Source organism: Aeromonas sp. 1HA1 (assembly GCF_029237385.1).
Lineage (GTDB): Bacteria > Pseudomonadota > Gammaproteobacteria > Enterobacterales > Aeromonadaceae > Aeromonas > Aeromonas popoffii.
In genome coordinates this window covers 1-17,150 of the sequence record NZ_JAACGC010000034.1, presented here as the reverse complement: position 1 = coordinate 17,150, position 17,150 = coordinate 1, and the positions used below count along the sequence as shown (strand labels likewise).

17 protein-coding genes and 1 pseudogene are annotated in these 17,150 nt (G+C 60.1%); 12 read left to right on the top strand and 6 right to left on the bottom strand.

Annotation, left to right across the window (positions count from 1 at the left end):
* Nucleotides 1-52 precede the first annotated feature (52 nt).
* The 10 genes and pseudogenes from GWQ22_RS12115 (at nt 53) to GWQ22_RS12070 (ending at nt 9,610) form a co-directional block, all read left to right on the top strand.
* On the top strand, nt 53-736 hold the full coding sequence (locus GWQ22_RS12115; protein WP_275930463.1) for a hypothetical protein: 684 nt from the start codon (nt 53-55) through the stop codon (nt 734-736).
* Nucleotides 737-812: 76 nt separating this feature from the next.
* A pseudogene (locus GWQ22_RS12110) lies at nt 813-998 on the top strand (ABC transporter substrate-binding protein); the annotation flags it as partial.
* 261 nt (nt 999-1,259) lie between these two features.
* Complete coding sequence (rnk, locus tag GWQ22_RS12105; protein ID WP_108536168.1) at nt 1,260-1,655, top strand: nucleoside diphosphate kinase regulator; 396 nt, start codon at nt 1,260-1,262, stop codon at nt 1,653-1,655.
* Nucleotides 1,656-1,883: 228 nt separating this feature from the next.
* Nucleotides 1,884-2,474 carry a transcriptional regulator UhpA gene (gene uhpA, locus GWQ22_RS12100; RefSeq protein WP_042036506.1) on the top strand — a complete coding sequence of 197 codons (591 nt, stop codon included), beginning with the start codon at nt 1,884-1,886 and terminating at the stop codon, nt 2,472-2,474.
* Complete coding sequence (gene uhpB, locus GWQ22_RS12095) at nt 2,471-3,991, top strand: signal transduction histidine-protein kinase/phosphatase UhpB (protein WP_275930449.1); 1,521 nt, start codon at nt 2,471-2,473, stop codon at nt 3,989-3,991. The genes uhpA and uhpB overlap by 4 nt, the downstream gene beginning before the upstream one ends.
* A 27-nt stretch (nt 3,992-4,018) precedes the next feature.
* A complete protein-coding gene (locus tag GWQ22_RS12090) occupies nt 4,019-5,353 on the top strand; it encodes an MFS transporter (RefSeq protein ID WP_275930448.1) in 1,335 nt (444 codons plus the stop codon).
* Nucleotides 5,354-5,919: 566 nt separating this feature from the next.
* Nucleotides 5,920-6,708, top strand: coding sequence for a transporter substrate-binding domain-containing protein (locus GWQ22_RS12085; protein ID WP_042036502.1), 789 nt, complete (start codon nt 5,920-5,922; stop codon nt 6,706-6,708).
* 96 nt (nt 6,709-6,804) lie between these two features.
* Nucleotides 6,805-7,764, top strand: a complete 960-nt coding sequence (locus GWQ22_RS12080; RefSeq protein ID WP_275930447.1) for an amino acid ABC transporter permease — start codon at nt 6,805-6,807, stop codon at nt 7,762-7,764.
* A complete protein-coding gene (locus GWQ22_RS12075; RefSeq protein WP_042870747.1) occupies nt 7,748-8,491 on the top strand; it encodes an amino acid ABC transporter ATP-binding protein in 744 nt (247 codons plus the stop codon). The genes GWQ22_RS12080 and GWQ22_RS12075 overlap by 17 nt, the downstream gene beginning before the upstream one ends.
* Before the next feature lie 279 nt (nt 8,492-8,770).
* Nucleotides 8,771-9,610, top strand: a complete 840-nt coding sequence (locus tag GWQ22_RS12070; protein ID WP_275930446.1) for a sterol desaturase family protein — start codon at nt 8,771-8,773, stop codon at nt 9,608-9,610.
* A 75-nt stretch (nt 9,611-9,685) separates the two neighbouring features.
* On the opposite strand, the gene GWQ22_RS12065 is transcribed toward GWQ22_RS12070, so the two are convergent.
* The 6 genes from GWQ22_RS12065 to GWQ22_RS12040 form a co-directional block, all read right to left on the bottom strand.
* Complete coding sequence (locus GWQ22_RS12065) at nt 9,686-11,101, bottom strand: basic amino acid/polyamine antiporter (RefSeq protein ID WP_212514139.1); 1,416 nt, start codon at nt 11,099-11,101, stop codon at nt 9,686-9,688.
* A gap of 9 nt (nt 11,102-11,110) precedes the next feature.
* Complete coding sequence (locus GWQ22_RS12060; RefSeq protein ID WP_275930445.1) at nt 11,111-12,013, bottom strand: homocysteine S-methyltransferase family protein; 903 nt, start codon at nt 12,011-12,013, stop codon at nt 11,111-11,113.
* A 292-nt stretch (nt 12,014-12,305) separates the two neighbouring features.
* A complete protein-coding gene (locus GWQ22_RS12055) occupies nt 12,306-12,845 on the bottom strand; it encodes a hypothetical protein (protein WP_275930444.1) in 540 nt (179 codons plus the stop codon).
* 18 nt (nt 12,846-12,863) lie between these two features.
* Complete coding sequence (locus GWQ22_RS12050; protein WP_042036496.1) at nt 12,864-14,183, bottom strand: hemolysin family protein; 1,320 nt, start codon at nt 14,181-14,183, stop codon at nt 12,864-12,866.
* A 350-nt stretch (nt 14,184-14,533) separates the two neighbouring features.
* A complete protein-coding gene (locus GWQ22_RS12045; protein WP_275930443.1) occupies nt 14,534-15,514 on the bottom strand; it encodes a tyrosine-type recombinase/integrase in 981 nt (326 codons plus the stop codon).
* A 90-nt stretch (nt 15,515-15,604) separates the two neighbouring features.
* Entirely contained in the window at nt 15,605-15,907 is a 303-nt protein-coding gene (locus GWQ22_RS12040; RefSeq protein ID WP_275930442.1) for a helix-turn-helix transcriptional regulator, read from the bottom strand.
* Between the two features lie 115 nt (nt 15,908-16,022).
* On the opposite strand from GWQ22_RS12040, the gene GWQ22_RS12035 reads away from it, so the two are divergent.
* Both GWQ22_RS12035 and GWQ22_RS12030 read left to right on the top strand, forming a co-directional pair.
* A complete protein-coding gene (locus tag GWQ22_RS12035) occupies nt 16,023-16,349 on the top strand; it encodes a Cox family DNA-binding protein (RefSeq protein WP_275930441.1) in 327 nt (108 codons plus the stop codon).
* Between the two features lie 59 nt (nt 16,350-16,408).
* A complete protein-coding gene (locus GWQ22_RS12030) occupies nt 16,409-16,768 on the top strand; it encodes a hypothetical protein (protein WP_275930440.1) in 360 nt (119 codons plus the stop codon).
* Nucleotides 16,769-17,150: the final 382 nt, after the last annotated feature.

Below are 17,150 nucleotides of genomic sequence, written 5' to 3'. Positions count from 1 at the left end.
AGGGGCCCGGATGTCTGAACCCGGGCCCTGCTCTTTCGAGCGATCAAGCATGATGATCCGATTGTTACTTTCGTTATGGCTGCTTGGCAGCGCCCTCTCCTTTCAGGCTCAGGCCGGGGAGGCCCCCGATCTGGCCGCCCGGATCAGCTATCACGACAGGGTCACCAGCAGCGATGGCATTGCCAGGGAAAACAGCTGGCAAGAGAAGTGGATACGAGTCGGCAACCAGGTGTGGAGCCAGCGGCTCATCCCGTTGCCCTTGGCACGCGCCTATCACGCCACCCACGATGCCACCCCGGGCCACAAACACTTTACCCATCAGATGGCCGCCCGCTGGGTCAGCCGCAGTGAGGAGGGTGAGCTGCAACTGCGCTACGCCGACAGCTGGCACAACCAGCTGGTGGAGGTGCCGGTGGAAGAGTATGGCCAGGTGGCATTCAAACCCGATTGGGAGCGGATCCGCTACCTCATCAACCCGGCCCTGCTGCAAGGGATGACGCCCCTTGATGAGGCCGCCCCCGAACAGGCGCGCTGGTATGAAGGGCGCGAGGGCAAGCAGCGCACCCGTATCCTCTGGTCGAGCCGTTGGCAGTTGCCGCTGGTGGTGGAGTCGGCAAGCCTCGACGGCTATCGCAGCTACCGGATGACGGTGACCCTCAAGACCTTGCCAAAACAGCTGCCCTGGCAGCAGCTGGAGGGCTACCAGACCCTGGATCTGAGGGATTTCTTCGATTGACGCGCCACCCTGAATGAAGTGAGCAGACTGGCAGTGACGGGATGTTACACTGTGCTCTCATCCCTGATCCGGCCTCCTGTGCTGCTGCCTGCTCTTTCCGGCCATTCAGGCCCATGCCCTTGTAGTCATCGCGGCCGAGATCCCTCCTTATGTCATCCGCACCAATCAGGGTGCCCCGAGCGGCATGGCTGTAGAGGTGCAGGAGGACGCCACCCGCTGCCTCAAGGAGCCGCTGACAATCGAGCGAATGCCGCTGGCCCGCAACCGCATTCAGGACGATTATCAGGCCCCCTGACAACCCTATCAGGATAATTGCCAAAGCAGTCCAGAATGGTTATGGTATCCCCATGAAAGCGTTCATGATTTTTCCAAGCCAGCTCACACCCCGTTGAGCCCCCGCCCTCGCCCCTGACAGCGAGTCGTTCGGGGGCATGCGTTCCCGATCTGTTTTTTCGTATCGACCCCTTTTGCGACCAGCTTGTCTGCCATCCTGGTCATATGACCCATTGAGAAGGAATATCTTATGCAAAGACCTAATCTCGTGATTTCCAGCCTGGATCTTGATCGCATCGAACAGCTGCTCGGCAACCACCCACAGCACCTGGCATTGCAAGAGGAGCTGGACCGCGCCGAGATGCGTGAACCGGCCGACATGCCGCCGGACGTGGTGACCATGAACAGCACGGTACGCTTCAAGATGCAGAACAGCGGCAACGACTTCTGCCTGACTCTGGTCTATCCGAAAGATGTACAGGGGGATGAGTCCAAAATCTCCGTGCTGGCACCGGTCGGCAGTGCCCTGCTGGGACTGAAGGTGGGCGACAGCATCGCCTGGCCCGGCCCCGCCGGTCGCACTATCCAGGTCGAGATCCTGGAAGTGGTCTATCAGCCGGAACGGGCTGGCGAGCTGCACCGCTAGCCGCCACGGGCACGCGTCGACCCGACCATCACGGGAGACGGCGCGTGCTCTTCCTACCCTGACCCGGGCTGGGTGCAACGCCGCCCCCACCCTGATCCCGATCAAGTTTTGGGGCAGAAGCGCCCACCATATCTGACCACAATGCGCCCTTCCTCTTGAGCCCGAGCGAGGCGGCAGGTATCTTGTTGGCCGCGCCAGCACCCTGGCCGCAGATTTCAGGCTGACATCATGATAAAGATTGCCCTCATCGACGATCACCAGATCGTCCGTTCCGGTTTTGCCCAGTTGCTCAATCTCGAGCCAGACCTCAAGGTCGTGGCCGAATTCGGCTCGGCCGCCGACGCCCTCGCCGGGTTGCCGGGCAGTGGCGTGCAGTTGTGCGTATGCGACATCTCAATGCCGGATCAATCCGGGCTGGACCTGCTCAAGCGCCTTCCCTCCGGCCTCGCCGTGGTGATGCTGTCGGTCCACGACAGTCCGGCGCTGATCGAGCAGGCATTGCAGGCCGGTGCCAAGGGGTTTCTCTCCAAGCGCTGCAGCCCGGATGAGCTGATCGCCGCGGTGCGCACCGCCGCCCACGGTGGTTGTTATCTGACCCCGGACATCGCCCACAAGCTCGCCTGCAACAGCCAGGATCCCCTCACCAACCGGGAGCGGGAAGTGGCGCAGCTGCTGGCTCGGGGGCTGGAGGTCAAAGCCATCGCCGAACAGCTCGGCCTCTCCCCCAAGACGGTGCACGTCCACCGCGCCAACCTGATGGACAAACTGAAGGTCAGCAACAACGTGGAGCTGGCCCACCGCATGCTGGACAGCTGGTGATCCCCCGCCTTGCCAGCTATGTCGCCATCTCGCTGGCGGCCGGCTTCATTTTTGCCGCCGGCTGGTTTTGCCTGTGGAGCATCAGCCTGCATCTGGCGGGATCCCCCATACTGGCGGTGCTGCTGTTTCCGTTCGGCCTGCGCCTCGGCCTCCTGCTGCAAAGCCCGATCGCCTACTGGCCGCCGCTGCTGCTGTGTGAGTCCCTGCTGCTCTACTGGCTCAATCAGGAGGTGGGGCTGCCGCTGTGGCCACTGATCCAGGCGGGCAGCCTGCTCACCTTGCTGCCGTTGCTCATCGCCCGCCGCCAGCAGGTGCGCAACGACTGGCAACAGCTGCTGGTACTGCTGGCCACCGTCACAGTGGCTGCGCTGCTGCAATCCCTGCTCTGGCATCTGGCCGGGGAAGATGGCCTCACCGCCCTGCTGCTCACCCTGACCGGCGGCCTGACCCTCACCTCCACCTGCATGTTGATCTGGCACTATCTGACCCGCGCTACCTGGGTACCGCTCGGGCCGGCGCTGGTGGATCAACCGGTGGACTGGCGCTTTCGCCATCTGGTCTGGTATCTGCTGCTGTTCGTGCTGAGCCTCTGGCTGCAGCTCGGCCTGCCGGACTCGCTGGTGCGCTTCACCCCGTTTTGCCTCGCCATTCCCATCATGGCCATGGCCTGGCGCTACGGCTGGCAGGGGGCCCTGCTCGCTACCCTGATGAACACGGTCGCCCTGATGGCGGGGCAGGCCTGGCACGAACACCCGCTGGATCTGCTGCTCTCCCTGCTGGCCCAGAGCCTGACCGGCCTGCTGCTGGGTGCCGGGATCCAGCGCCAGCGCGAACTGAATCAGGCGCTGACCCGCCAGCTCGCCCACAACCGTCAGCTCACCGAGCGGCTGCTGGAAACAGAGGAGAGCATCCGCAAGGAGGTGGCTCGCGAGCTGCACGACGACATAGGCCAGACCATCACCGCCATCCGCACCCAGGCCGGTATAGTGCGCCGCCTAGCGCCGGACAACGCCGGGGTGGGTCAGAGCAGCGCTCTCATCGAGACCCTGTCGCTCGGCATCTACGATGCGGTGCGCAGTCTGCTCGGTCGCCTGCGTCCCCGCCAGCTCGATGACATGAGTCTGGAGCAGGCAGTGCGCGGCCTGCTGCGGGAGCTGGAGCTGGAGCGCCGCGGTATCGTCACCCGGCTCGAGTGGCAGCTGGCGGATGGGGATCTCTCCGATGCCCAGCGGGTCACCCTGTTTCGGGTCTGTCAGGAGGGGCTCAACAACGTGGTAAAGCATGCCAATGCCAGCTTGGTCACCATTCGTGCCCGTACCAGCGGCGAGCTGCTGCAACTGGTGCTGGAAGACGACGGGCGCGGTCTGCCGGAAAATCGCTCGCAGCAGGGCTATGGCCTGCTCGGTATTCGCGAACGGGTACAGGCGCTCGGCGGCGGCCTGCAACTCTCCTGCCCCCACGGCACCCAGCTGACCGTACACCTGCCCAATCGCAAACGGGAAGATCCCCATGACTGACGCGCCATCCCGGGAGCAGACCGTCTTATGCTGAACTTTATGCGCAGTGCGCCGCCACTGCCGCTCATTCGTGATCAGGCCGAGATCGATGCCAGCTACCGTCACTGGCGACTGCATATTCTGCTGACCATGTACCTGGGCTACGCGGTCTTCTACTTCACCCGCAAGAGCTTTAACTTCGCGATGCCGGACATGCTGGCAGACGGCATGCTGAACAAATCCGACATCGGCATGCTGTGGACCCTGTTCTACATCACCTACGGCTGCTCCAAGTTCTTCTCCGGCATCATCAGCGACCGCGCCAACCCGCGCTACTTCATGGGGCTCGGGCTGATGGCCACCGGCGTCATCAATATACTGTTCGGGCTCTCGTCGTCCCTGGGGTTGTTTGCGGCACTCTGGGTCGCCAACGCCTTCTTCCAGGGCTGGGGCTGGCCCCCCTGCTCCAAGCTGCTCACCAGCTGGTATTCCCGCAGCGAGCGGGGAGTCTGGTGGTCAGCCTGGAACACGGCCCACAACGTGGGCGGAGCCCTCATTCCGCTTATCGTCAGCACCATAGCCCTGCAGCATGGCTGGCGCTACGGCATGATAGTGCCCGGTGTCATCGCCATTGTGGCCGGGCTGTTTCTCTGCTGGCGACTGCGGGATACCCCGAGTGCCATGGGGCTACCCACTGTGGGGGTCTGGCGCAAGGATGCCATGGAGCTGGCCCAGCAGACTCAGGATGCGGGGCTCTCCCATCACCAGATCCTGCGTAAATACGTGCTCGGCAACCCCTATATCTGGCTGCTGGCGTGCTGCTACGTGCTGGTCTATGTGGTACGCACCGCCATCAATGACTGGGGCAATCTCTACATGACGGAGCAGCGCGGCTTCAACCTGATGAGCGCCAACTCGGCCATTTCGATGTTTGAGGTGGGGGGCTTTATCGGCGCTCTGGTGGCGGGCTGGGGATCGGATAAGTTGTTTAACGGCAACCGCGGGCCGATGAACCTCATCTTCGCGGTGGGGATCCTGCTGGCGGTGGGGTCGCTGTGGCTGATGCCCTTCTTCAGCTATGTGATGCAGGCAGCCTGCTTCTTCACCATCGGCTTCTTCGTGTTCGGCCCCCAGATGCTGATCGGCATGGCAGCGGCCGAGTGCTCCCATAAAAATTCGGCGGGGGCCGCCACCGGCTTCGTCGGCCTGTTCGCCTATATGGGGGCCGCGCTGTCGGGTTATCCGCTGGCCAAGGTGATGGAGATCTGGCACTGGAACGGTTTCTTCGTCGTGATCTCGGTGGCGGCCGGGGTCTCGGCCCTGTTGCTGCTCCCCTTCCTCAAGGCCCAGGCGCCGCGCACCCAGGCCCCGACACCGGAATAAGCGCCTTGAGGCGTCAGGCCAGTCGGCAGATCCGGTGCTTGCCCTTGGCCTGATAAAGGGCGCCATCGGCCGCCAGGGCGCACAGGCTCGACCACCACCATCGTCTAAGTCAGAGCACCTCCCTTTGGAACCCGATTAAATCCTCATCAAACCTTCACTTGTTGCATAAAATACCGCTGAGAATGCCCCATAAGAATCCCCTCCTGCGGCCCGCCGGAGCGCGAGTAACGTTTGGCACCACTGAATACGGGGGTCGGTGTAACAAAGTGTCCCGCCGGCATTTTGGACTTGAACCCGCTCCATTAGATAGATATGTTGTTTTCGTGTGATTTTATGAGTGCAGTCACGGGGAAAAAGCGCCACTAACCTATTGAGTCATCTGGCACAATCGGAAATTGGTACATTTTTCACTCAGCACGCAAGATATGGAATCTCATATGGGGCTTTTGCCTCAACCAAGACAATAATCCTGTCTTACCTGTTGCCGGATGCAGCAGTCTCTTGTGCCACGGAGTCGCACGGGAGCAGGTTCAAGGCTGAACACAACATCGACAGAGACGTCACTTATGATCAAAAAGCTCATTCTATCTACCTTGCTGTTTTGCGGACTGGCCAGTGCTGCGCCCGGTTCCACCCTTGACGCCGTGCTGGATCGCGGTGTGCTGCGGGTCGGCTTCGACGCCGGCTATCAACCCTTCGAAATGACCAACAAGCAGGGCCAGTACATCGGCTTCGATGTGGATCTTGCCAAGATGGTCGCCAAGGAGATGGGCGTGAAGGTCGAGTTCGTCAACACCGCTTGGGATGGCATCATTCCGGCGCTGCTGACCGACAAGTTCGATGTCATCATGGGCGGCATGACAGTCACCCCCCAGCGTAACCTGAGAGTCAACTTCGCCGACCCCTACATAGTCGTGGGCCAGACCATAGTCCTGCGCAAGGATAAGGCGGACGAGATCAAGTCCTTCAGCGATCTCAACGATCCCAAGTACAAGATCGCAGTCAAGCTCGGCACCACAGGCGAGCAGGCGGTCAAGCGTCTGATCCCCAAAGCCACCCTGCTGCAGTTTGAAACCCAGGACGACGCCAAGCTGGAAGTCATCAATGGCAAGGTCGATGCCTTCGTCTACGACCTGCCCTACAACGCCATCTTCGCCTCCCAGAACACCGGCGCCGTGGTGCACCTCGACAAGCCGTTCACCTTCGAACCACTGGCTTGGGCCATCCGCAAGGGCGACCAGGACACCCTCAACTGGTTCAACAACTACCTGCGCCAGATCAAGGGTGACGGTAGCTATGACCGCCTCTACAAGAAGTGGTTCGAATCCAACGCCTGGCTGAATCAGCTCAAATAACCTCCGGGGGGCGGCACCTTGCCGCCCCTGCACGCAGATCCCCACACAATAAATAACTACAACGAGGTTGCGACAGTGCACAACCCAACAAGACAGATGGAAAAACAGCCCAATCAGCTGCTCTGGCACGGCGTCTTTCTGCTGATGCTGCTGGCTGCCGTATTCGGCATCTATAAAGCGGTTCAGTCCGTGGATTACACCTGGCGCTGGGAGCGCATTCCCCAATACATCGCCTATCAGGCAGAGCAGAACAACCTGGCCGAATTTGACGGCACAGTGATCGCCGGCACCACCAGCGCCGAACAGGGCAAACTGTTCCTGCAAAACGATCTCGACCCCCATCAGCGCCAGGCCATTGCCAGCACAGGGATCAAGGTCGCAGAAGGGGATACCATCTTCCGGGGCGATACCCTGGATACCGAACTCACCTGGACCGCAGGCCCCATCGCCTGGGGCGTCTGGGTCACCGTCAAGCTCTCCCTGGTGGCGGGCGTGTTCGCCATCCTGCTCGGCACCCTGGCTGGCCTGGCGCGCCTCTCCCCCAACCCGGCCTTGCGCAATCTGGCGGTCACCTATGTGGAGCTCATTCGCGGCACGCCGCTGCTGGTGCAGATCTTCATCGTCTACTTCTTTATAGGCACTGTATTGAACCTGGACAGGTTCACCGCCGGGGTCGCCGCGCTGGCGGTCTTTACCGGCGCCTATGTGGCCGAAATCGTGCGCGCCGGTATCAGCTCCATCCACAAGGGGCAGATGGAGGCCGGTCGCAGCCTGGGGCTCACCTCGGCCCAGACCATGCGTTACGTCATCCTGCCCCAGGCATTCAAGCGGGTGCTGCCGCCGCTGGCAGGCCAGTTCATCAACCTCATCAAGGACTCTTCGCTGGTGTCTGTCATCTCCATCACGGATCTCACCAAGGCGGGGCGCGAGGTGGTCAGCTCCACCTTCAGCCCGTTCGAGGTGTGGTTCACCGTAGCCCTGCTCTATTTGGTACTGACCGGCACCCTCTCTTTCCTGGTACGTCGTCTGGAGGTGAAATATGCGCGCAGCAACTGATCCAATAATAAAAGCGACCGGAGTAGAGAAGTTCTATGGCACCGAGGTGCACGCCCTGAAAAACGTCAGCACCCAGGTGGCCGAAGGGGAAGTGGTGGTCATAGTGGGGCCGAGCGGATCGGGTAAATCCACCTTCCTGCGCACCCTCAACCAGCTGGAGACCATCAACGACGGCAACATAGTGGTCGATGGCATCTCTCTGACCGAACCGGGTGACGTCAACAAACTGCGGGAAGAGGTGGGCATGGTGTTCCAGTCCTTCAACCTCTTCCCCCACCTGAACGTGCTGGACAACATCTGCCTCGCCCCGCAGAAGGTGCGCGGGCTGTCGCGCAACGACGCGCGGGACAGGGCCAAGGCCCTGCTGCTGAAGGTGGGGTTGTCAAACAAGGCTGAGAGCTATCCGTCCCAGCTCTCAGGCGGCCAGCAACAACGGGTGGCCATCGCCCGGGCGCTCGCCATGCAGCCACGCATCATGCTGTTTGATGAGCCCACCAGTGCCCTCGATCCCGAGATGGTGGGCGAGGTGCTGGACGTGATGAAGGGGCTGGCCCGCGAGGGCATGACCATGGTGGTGGTGACCCACGAGATGGGTTTCGCCCGCGAGGTGGCGGATAGGGTGCTCTTCATGGAAAACGGTGAGCTGCTGGTGGATGAGAAGCCGACCGACTTTTTTGACAATCCCCCCTCCCCGCGCCTGCGCCAGTTCCTGAGTCAGGTGCTCTGACGCTGACAGCCGAAAAAAGCAGGAGAGGGAGTCCAGGGCTCCCTCTGTTTTTCCATCCCGGACTTGGCCTGCCATCATAATGGCGCAGGATCCCGCAGCAACACTGTGCCAGGGACCTCGCCCCTGCCAGGTCCCTCACCCATCTTTATATCACTTTAAAACAGATACTTACCATCATGCTTGCCATGAGTCAGCCAGCCGATGGCAGTGCAATATGCTAATGAAATATTAAATCCATTCGGTATGCTGGAACACAACTGGTCAAACCGGATGCCCACCATGGATGTGCAACTGCTGCTGCTCTACCTCTCCCCGGTCTTTCTGGCCTTTATCGGCTGGGAGATGTGCTATCTACGCAAGCACGGGGCGGCCTTTCCCACCGCCACCTACCAGTGGCGAGACCTGTTCGCCAACGCCACCCTGGCGCTGATGCATCAGGGGGGCGATGCACTGACGGCCATCGCCATCGCTTACCTGTATGACGCCCTCTGGGGCTGGCGCCTGTTCGACATAGAGCTCAATATCTGGAGTCTGTTGCTGCTCTTCTTGCTGCAGGATCTCTGTTACTGGCTGTTCCACTTTGCCAGCCACCACGTGCGCTGGCTGTGGGCCTCCCACGTGGTGCATCACAGCTCGGAGCGACTCAACCTCTCCACTGCCTTTCGCCAGAGCCTGATGTATCCCATCTCAGGCATGTGGCTGTTCTGGATCCCCATGATCCTCATCGGCTTCCCGCCCCAGGCCGTGGTGGCAACCGTGCTGCTCAGCCTGGGTTTTCAGTTCTTCGTCCACACCCAGGTGGTGGGCAAGCTCGGCTGGCTTGAGTGGGTCTTCAATACGCCCTCCCACCACAGGGTGCACCACGCCAGCAACGCCAAATACATAGACAGCAACTTCGCCGGCGTGCTCATCATCTGGGATCGGCTGTTTGGTACCTTAGTGGAAGAGGACCCCGCCGAGCCGTGTCGCTTTGGCATCACCAAGCCTATCCACAGCTTCAACCCCCTCACCCTCACCTTCCACGAGTGGCGGGACATGCTGCGCGAGGCCCGTGGCCTCCCCTGGCAGCAGAAACTGAGCGTGCTGTTTGGCAAGCCGGCTGGCCCCGGCAGCATCTGAATCAGAACCTTGAGGCAGAGAAAAAATGAGAGCGCCACCAGGGCGCTCTCGTTCATTGCGAGTCACAGACCCAGGTCAGACATGGGCAAATGACCAGAGTGCAGGCAGGAGGCTCACCAGGGTTATCCCGGCCAGCAGTCGCTCGCGGCCACTGAGTCGTTCAGCGCCAGCCTGCTGACGGCGGCTATAGAGAAACAGCAGCAGGCCCGGCCCGTAGAGCAGCAAGGAGAGCAGCAGGTATTCCACCCCGGCGGCATAGAGCAGCCAGAGGCCGTAACCACTCGACACCAGCGCCACCGCCCGCATCAGCCCCCGGCCCTGCCCGCTCTCACTCTTTCCACTGAAAGAGAGCTTGAGCAGAAACAGGCCGATCAGCAGATAAGGCACCAGGATCATGGAGGTGGAGATGAGCAGCAGGCTGGTATACCCCTTGCCGAGCAACCACACCAACAGCAGGCAGCCCTGCACCGTCAGACTGGTGAGCCACAGCGACGCTATGGGGGTGCCGTTGCGGTTCTGGCGCCGGAAGATGGCCGGAAAGGCGCCGTGGCGCGCCGCACTGAACGGCACCTCGGCCGAGAACAGGGTCCAGCTCACATAGGAGGCGAGCACAGAGACAATGAGGCCGACGCTGATCAGCAGCTTGCCCCAGGATCCCGTCATCTGGGCCATCAGCCCCGCCATGGAGGGGTTGGGCAGGGCCGCGAGCTCGGGTCTGCTCAATATCCCCAGCGCCAGTACCGAGATGAGCACATAGAGCAGCAGTGCCAACACGACCCCAAGCACGGTGGCCGTGCCCACATCCCGCCGGTTCCTGGCACGGGCCGACAAAACGGCCGCCCCTTCGATGCCGGTAAAGACCCAAAGGGTGATAAGCATGGTGTTGCGCACCTGCTCGGAGACAGGTACCGCCAGGGTGCTGCCCCCCTGATCTGCTGCGAAGGTCACAGGGTCGAAGTAGTAACAGGCAAACAGGATGAACAGCAGCAACGGCAGGCTCTTGGCCAGGGTCGCCACCAGATTGAACAGGGCCGCCTGCTGCACGCCGCGGGCCACCAGCAGATGCACGGCCCAGAGGATGCAGGACTCGCCAATAAAGGCAGCCAGGGTGTTGCCCTCGCCAAACCAGACACTGCCTGGGGTATCGACGAAGCTACCAAGGGCCGCGAAGGCGATCACCAGATAACCCACCACGCCTATGGTGGCGCACAGCCAGTAACCCCAGGCAGAGAAGAAACCCACCAGATCGCCAAAACCGGCGCGGGCATAGCTGTAGATGCCGCCATCGAGATCGGGTCTGAGCCGCGACAGGTAGAGAAAGCTCGCGGCCAGCGCCACTATGCCCACCCCGGTCACGCCCCAGCCGATCAGCACGGCGCGGGCACCGGCCACCTCGGCCATGTTCTGGGGCAAGCTGAAGATGCCCGCCCCCACCATGGAGCTGAACACCAGCGCGGTGAGGGACCAGAGGCCTATTTTACTCTCTTTCATATGCTCTCCCTAGCGCAGCCGGCTGGCCAGTGCCTGAATATGCTCGGGGCCAATGCCGCAGCAACCGCCGATGAGAGAGGCCCCCACCCCGCGCCAGCGCTCGGCCCAGCCAAGGTAATCCAGCGGTCCCAGATCAGCGCGGATCTCGTCCAGCCCGTCGTTGGCGGTCGCCTCTTTTGGCTGGGGCGGAAAGGCATTAGCGTAGGCGCCGAGGCGAATATCCCCTCGGCCCAGCGCCTGCAAGCTGGCGCCTGCCACCGTCAGCGCCGCCTCAATCACCTCGGGCTGACAACAGTTGAACAAGATGGCATCCACCCCGACCGCGACCAGCGCGGTGACGGCATCGACCACCCGCTCGCCGGAGCGCAGGGTCGGCTCGCTCCCCGGCGCTTCGTCCTCCAGCGTAAAAGAGACCCAAAATGGTTTGCCATCTGCAGGCAGCAGCGCCTTGAGGGCCAGTGGTTCGGCAATCAGGCTCATGGTCTCGGCCAACCAGATATCCACATGGGGCGAGAGCGCCCGGATAAGCGGCGTCGCCAGCTCGCTCACCCTGTCCACCTCGAACAGATCGGCGCGGTAAGAGCCAAACAGCGGCGGCAAGGATCCCGCTACCTGCACGACGCCGCCTTGCTCATTGGCAACCTCGCGGGCCAACTGACCAGCCAGCGCCGCCAGCGCTTCCCCCTCGGCGGCACATCGCTCGGCGCCAATATGAAACGGCACCAGCGCATAACTGTTGGTGGTGATGACCCGGGCACCGCTGGCCACATAGGCCTGATGCACCTCGCGCACCGTCTGCGGCGCCTCCATCAACGCCAGTGCCGACCACTCGGGCTGGCGAAATGGCGCCCCCCGCCGTGCCAGCTCACGCCCCATGCCACCGTCCAGTACCCACAATGCCTGTGTTTCCATCTGTCCTGTCTCTTTGTGTTGTGTTTGTCTGCATGTTGCATCTGCTGCTGTTCTCCTGACTGGCGTGGCGGTTCCTCGCCTTGCCCCTTCAGGATGAACGGCTAAATCAGCCATAAAAACATATGGATGTTTAGATGGCCAAATAAAGATAAAACAAAGCAGAGCCGACGGCAATCGGTATCACCGGAAATCCGCAGACAACAGAGACGGGAAAACAGCGCAGGAAGTAGCAGGCAGAAAAACGTGAGGCCACCCAGGGGTGGCCTCACTGCAACAGTGATGAACAGGTGGCTTAACGCCCTGCCAGCACGCGTTTTATCTGCTTGGTCCAGTCGGAAACCAGGCCCTGCTGGGGCAGCCCCTTCCAGATCTGCTCCCACTGAGCCGGGCTCAGAGGACGACCCAGTCGACGCTGCACCCCGGCATAGAGATAGTCGTGGGCCGTGGTGGCAGCCTGGGCGGAAGTGAGGAACTTGGAGACAGGATCGGTCAGCCGCACATCCCGCATGCCGAGCAGCGGATAGTCGTTGTGCACCGCCGCCAGCATGGTTTCGCGCATGGCCGATTCGATGTAACCACGGGCAAACAGGGCGGTCACCGACTCCAGCGATCCCTGATCCGGGCCATGATACTCTTCATCGAATACCGGGCTCGGCTCTGCCACGGCACTTTGCACCACGGCATCGGGATCCGGTTGCGGCACCACCACCGCCTTGGGGGCAGCAGGCTTGGCAACGGCAGTGGCCTTGCGGGGCGCGCTCTGGCTGCAAGCGCCCAGTGCAAGGGCGAGCGCCACACAGGCTAGCGCACGGGAATGAGACTGCATCTTCATGACTCCTTGATAGCTCCTTTACGATTCCTGAGCAGGTTTCTCGGTCAAAACGGGTTCCACCCGGGTCACCAGCAGTTGGTCAATCTTGTAACTGTCGATGTCGACGACTTCGAACTTGTAGCCCGCGTATTTCACCGAGTCGGTACGTTTGGGGATCTTGCGCAGCATGAACATGATGAAACCGGCGATGGTCTCGTAGTTCTGGCTATCCGGAAACGCCTCTATGTCGAAGGCACGCATCACGTCGGAGATGGGGGTCACCCCGTCCACCAGCCAGGAGTTTTCGTCCCGCTGTACGATCTGCTCTTCCACCACGTGGGTAGCCCACTCGCCCATGACGGTACTCATGAGGTCATTCATGGTGACGATTCCCACCACCAGGGCATACTCGTTCATCACCACGGCGAAATCGCCCCTGTGGTTCTTGAAGTACTCCATCGCCTCGTAGAGGTTGAGGGTGTCGGGAATGATGATGACGTTCTGCACCAATGAGCCGCTGTTGAGATCGATGCTCTGGCCGCTGATGACACGGATCAGCAGCTCTTTCGCATCGACGAAGCCCTTGATGCTGTCGAGGTTGTGATCGCACACCAGAAACTTGTTGTGCGGATGTTCTGCGATCTTGGCCTTGATGCTCTCCTCACCCTCTTGCAGGGTGAAGTAAATCAGGCTCTCGCGGGCCGTCATGGCGGAGGTCACACCAAGGGACTGCAACTCGAATACGTTCTCGATGAGCTGATGCTCTTCACGCTGGATGACACCGGCCTCAGCGCCCGCATCCATCACCGCATAGATGTCGTCAGAGGTGATCTCGTCGTTGCGAATCATGGAGACCCGCAGCAGACGGAACAACCCATTCGCCATGCCATTGAAGAACCACACCAGCGGCATCAGCAGCGTCACGCACAGCAGCATGGGGCGTACCACCACCACGGCGACCCGCTCCGGCATGGTCATGGCCAGACGTTTGGGCATCAAGTCGGCGAGCAGGATGAACATGCCGGTGACGAACACGAAAGAAGCGGTGGAACTTATCTGGCTGAGCCAGGGGCCCTGGTAGAAGCCGGAGATGAGCACCTTGATGGCAGGATTGAGGGCAGACTCACCCAGGATACCGCCCAGGATGGCGACAGTATTGAGGCCAATTTGCACCACGGTAAAGAAATTACCCGGCTGGGCCTGCAGCGCCAGCACCTTGGCGGCATGGCGGTTTCCCTCATCGGCCATCACCTGCAACTTGATCTTGCGGGAGGCGGCAAGGGATATCTCGGAAAGAGAGAAGAACACGCTGCTGGCAACCAGCAACATCAGAAGAAATATACTATCGGCAAAACTCATGATTAACCTATTGCTACACCCGTCTTAGCACAAGACGGAAAACTGGGCCTGGGAGACCAGACCGTGAGTCCATCCGAGACTCACACAGGGGGCACATTCTAGCAGAAAAGCGCCTGTTGGGTGGCGATATCTTACTCTGGCGCTCAGTGCAACAAAAAAGGCGCCCAAAGCGCCTTTTTATTCATTCTGCCATCAGGTTCACCAGGCCCAGCAAACTCAAGGAACTCAGCCCTACGCCTTGCTATGTCTGGCTTACTACAGTAATCCCTCAGACAAGCTGGAAGCTCTGATGAGCTTTCATTCCCCCTCATGAATGGTCAGGTGTGGTCAATCATGTGGACACCCCACAACTAACCTGCTTCACCTTTCAGAGGATTGAACTGCACGGCATCCTGTAAAAAATCAGGGGCGAAATGAGCATAGGTCATCGTCTGCTGGATAGATGCATGACCTAGGATCCGTTGCAGCACCAGGATGTTCCCGCCATTCGCCATGAAGTGAGTGGCAAAGGTATGGCGTAGTGCATGCACGGCTTGCCCTTTGGGCAAATCAGGCTTCACAGCCCTTAATATCTCTCGCACCCGAAGGTAATTCGCCGTGGGAAACAACACCCCCCGTTTGTTCGCCACCCATTGAGCCTCAACCGCTGCACTTATGGGGACTGCCCGATTTTTACCATTTTTGGTAGCTACGAACGTCACCCGCCGGTTGACCACATGCTCGGCCCGCACGGTGGAAGCCTCGCTCCACCGTGCGCCGGTACTCAGGCATAACACTGCGATTCCTCGATCATCCCCACTCAACCCAGCCAACAAGTGCTGTACCTCTAGTGGGGAGAGATAACTCATCTCTCTGGGGGCAACCTTCAAGGCTTTCAGTTCCCGAATCGGGTTATCACCGAGATAGAAACCGCCCTCTATGAGGAAGTTGAACATACCGCTCAACTCCACCACCAGGCGGTTCACACTATTGGGAGTTATGCTTGCGGCCAGCATACGTGAGCGCAACAAAGTCAAAGTATGGGCATCAAGCTGATTGACCCGCACCTCACCCAGATAACGATCTGCACGCAGCAAGGTGCGGCGTGCATGGGTACCCCATTTTTGATGCTGCCCTTTATGCGCCCACCAGATTTCGATGAGCTCAGCCAGCGTGCGGGCATCTATGGGCTTATCCTGCCAGGGCTTGTCATGCTGCGTCGCCAGCACATGCCGCTCAAAGGCAACAGCTTCGTGTTTCTTGGCAAACCTCCGCCGGATCCGCTTTCCATTGCGGCCCGTCGGTCTAACGTCCACTTGATACTGACCATCATCGAGCTTCTTAATTGACATAAGAGAGCCCTCCGATCTTAACCACTTCATTCGCCCGATGATTACTCAGGCTCATCCACTCGATGGCGTCGAGAAACGCCAAGTGCAGGGTTAGCCAGTTTTCTGGTCGGAGGCTGAGTAACCTGTTGCTTCTTGCCCAAAGTGTGCGAGAGCCGGTGCGATTTGCCCGGCTTCAGGTGCTACCTGATCTGTCATAAGCCATAGCGTGTATTTGGTTAGTTTTGGAAAAGCCAAGATACGTTGCGCCACTTCCATTGAGGGGATCGTTCTTCCCCCTTCGTAATGATCCAGAGTCCCTAATGGGATACCGCAAGCTTCAGCAAACTGCTGCCGGGTCATCATCTCCGACTTTCTGATCAAACGAATTTTTTGACCAATGCCACTTGATTTCATTAGTATCGATCCATAGTATGATTGCTATCGATTTGATGGCTTTTGCAATTTCCATCATAGAAGCCCCTGAAAGCTCACTAGAGCCCACAGAAGGCAACCGGAGAGATTACCAGAGATGAACGACACAACCAAAAAGCCAGATGGTGAGAACGATATTCCCGCGCGCTTCATGATCGGGCTGACCCCCACCATGGTGCATACGGATGCCGTAACAGCAGATGCTTTTGGCAGAGCTATCGGCAAAACGCGCAAGGCGGTGGTGGAAATGATCAAAGCGGGCAAGCTTCCTGGTGTTGAGATGAAGATCCCCGGCAACCCGGGAGCCAAAGGCGATTACTACGTTTACCTCCCAGCTTGGAACGCAGGCATAAAGCTCGCCTTCGAGAGCCGCCCAAAAGAGATCCGCGACGGTTGGCTGGCATGGCTGGGGCTGAGTATATGACACCCCACACAGATTACCCGGCCATGCTCCGGGCCCAACTCCTACAAAGTAAATCCCAAGTGCCGCGCTACTGGCGCGAGGCCAACCAAAAACAGCGGGCTGCCATCTGCTACACCGCAAAGTTGCCGGCCACGTTTTCCGGGCCGGAATTACCCATTGGTCGTGGTGATAGGGAATCTATCCGCCAGGCGGTGATTGAGCTCGATTTGCAGCATCTGTTCCATGGGCGCATGTCCGAATACGAGTGGCACACCGGCTGCCTGCCAGAGCTGCAACCCGAAGAGAAACCAAGAGAGGAAACAGGGCCGGCCGAGCGGCTGGCGAAGAGTAAGGGCTTGTTGATGTCACTGGTCAGCACCCCACAAACCGTAAATAGCAGGCAAGAAAAAACCCCGGTCAACGGCGCTGCAAACGCCTAACGGGGTTCCTATCAATCACTTATCACGGAAATTGACATGCAAATGTTACCCATTCATCGAGCTGTCCGCAATGCTCGGCTCCAAAACCGCAAGCTGGCAACTCATCCCGGTCGCCACCTCAAAACGAACCCTGACCGCATCGCCGTCGCTGAACGCCCCGCCGCCATGGCCTGGGGTGGCCTGTGGGGATTAGTCAACCGCTGCAAAGGGGGGCTGTGATGGCCTTCTATCCCATCAGCCCCCGCGCGGCTGGCTACGGGGTGCGCTGCACCTTACTGGTCTTACGGCTGTCAGCTTGGGCACCACTACCGTCCGAGAGAGCCCACTGCTACATCGAACGCAAAAACGCGCGGGTCGCTGTGCGCTGGTTCGATACCCATTG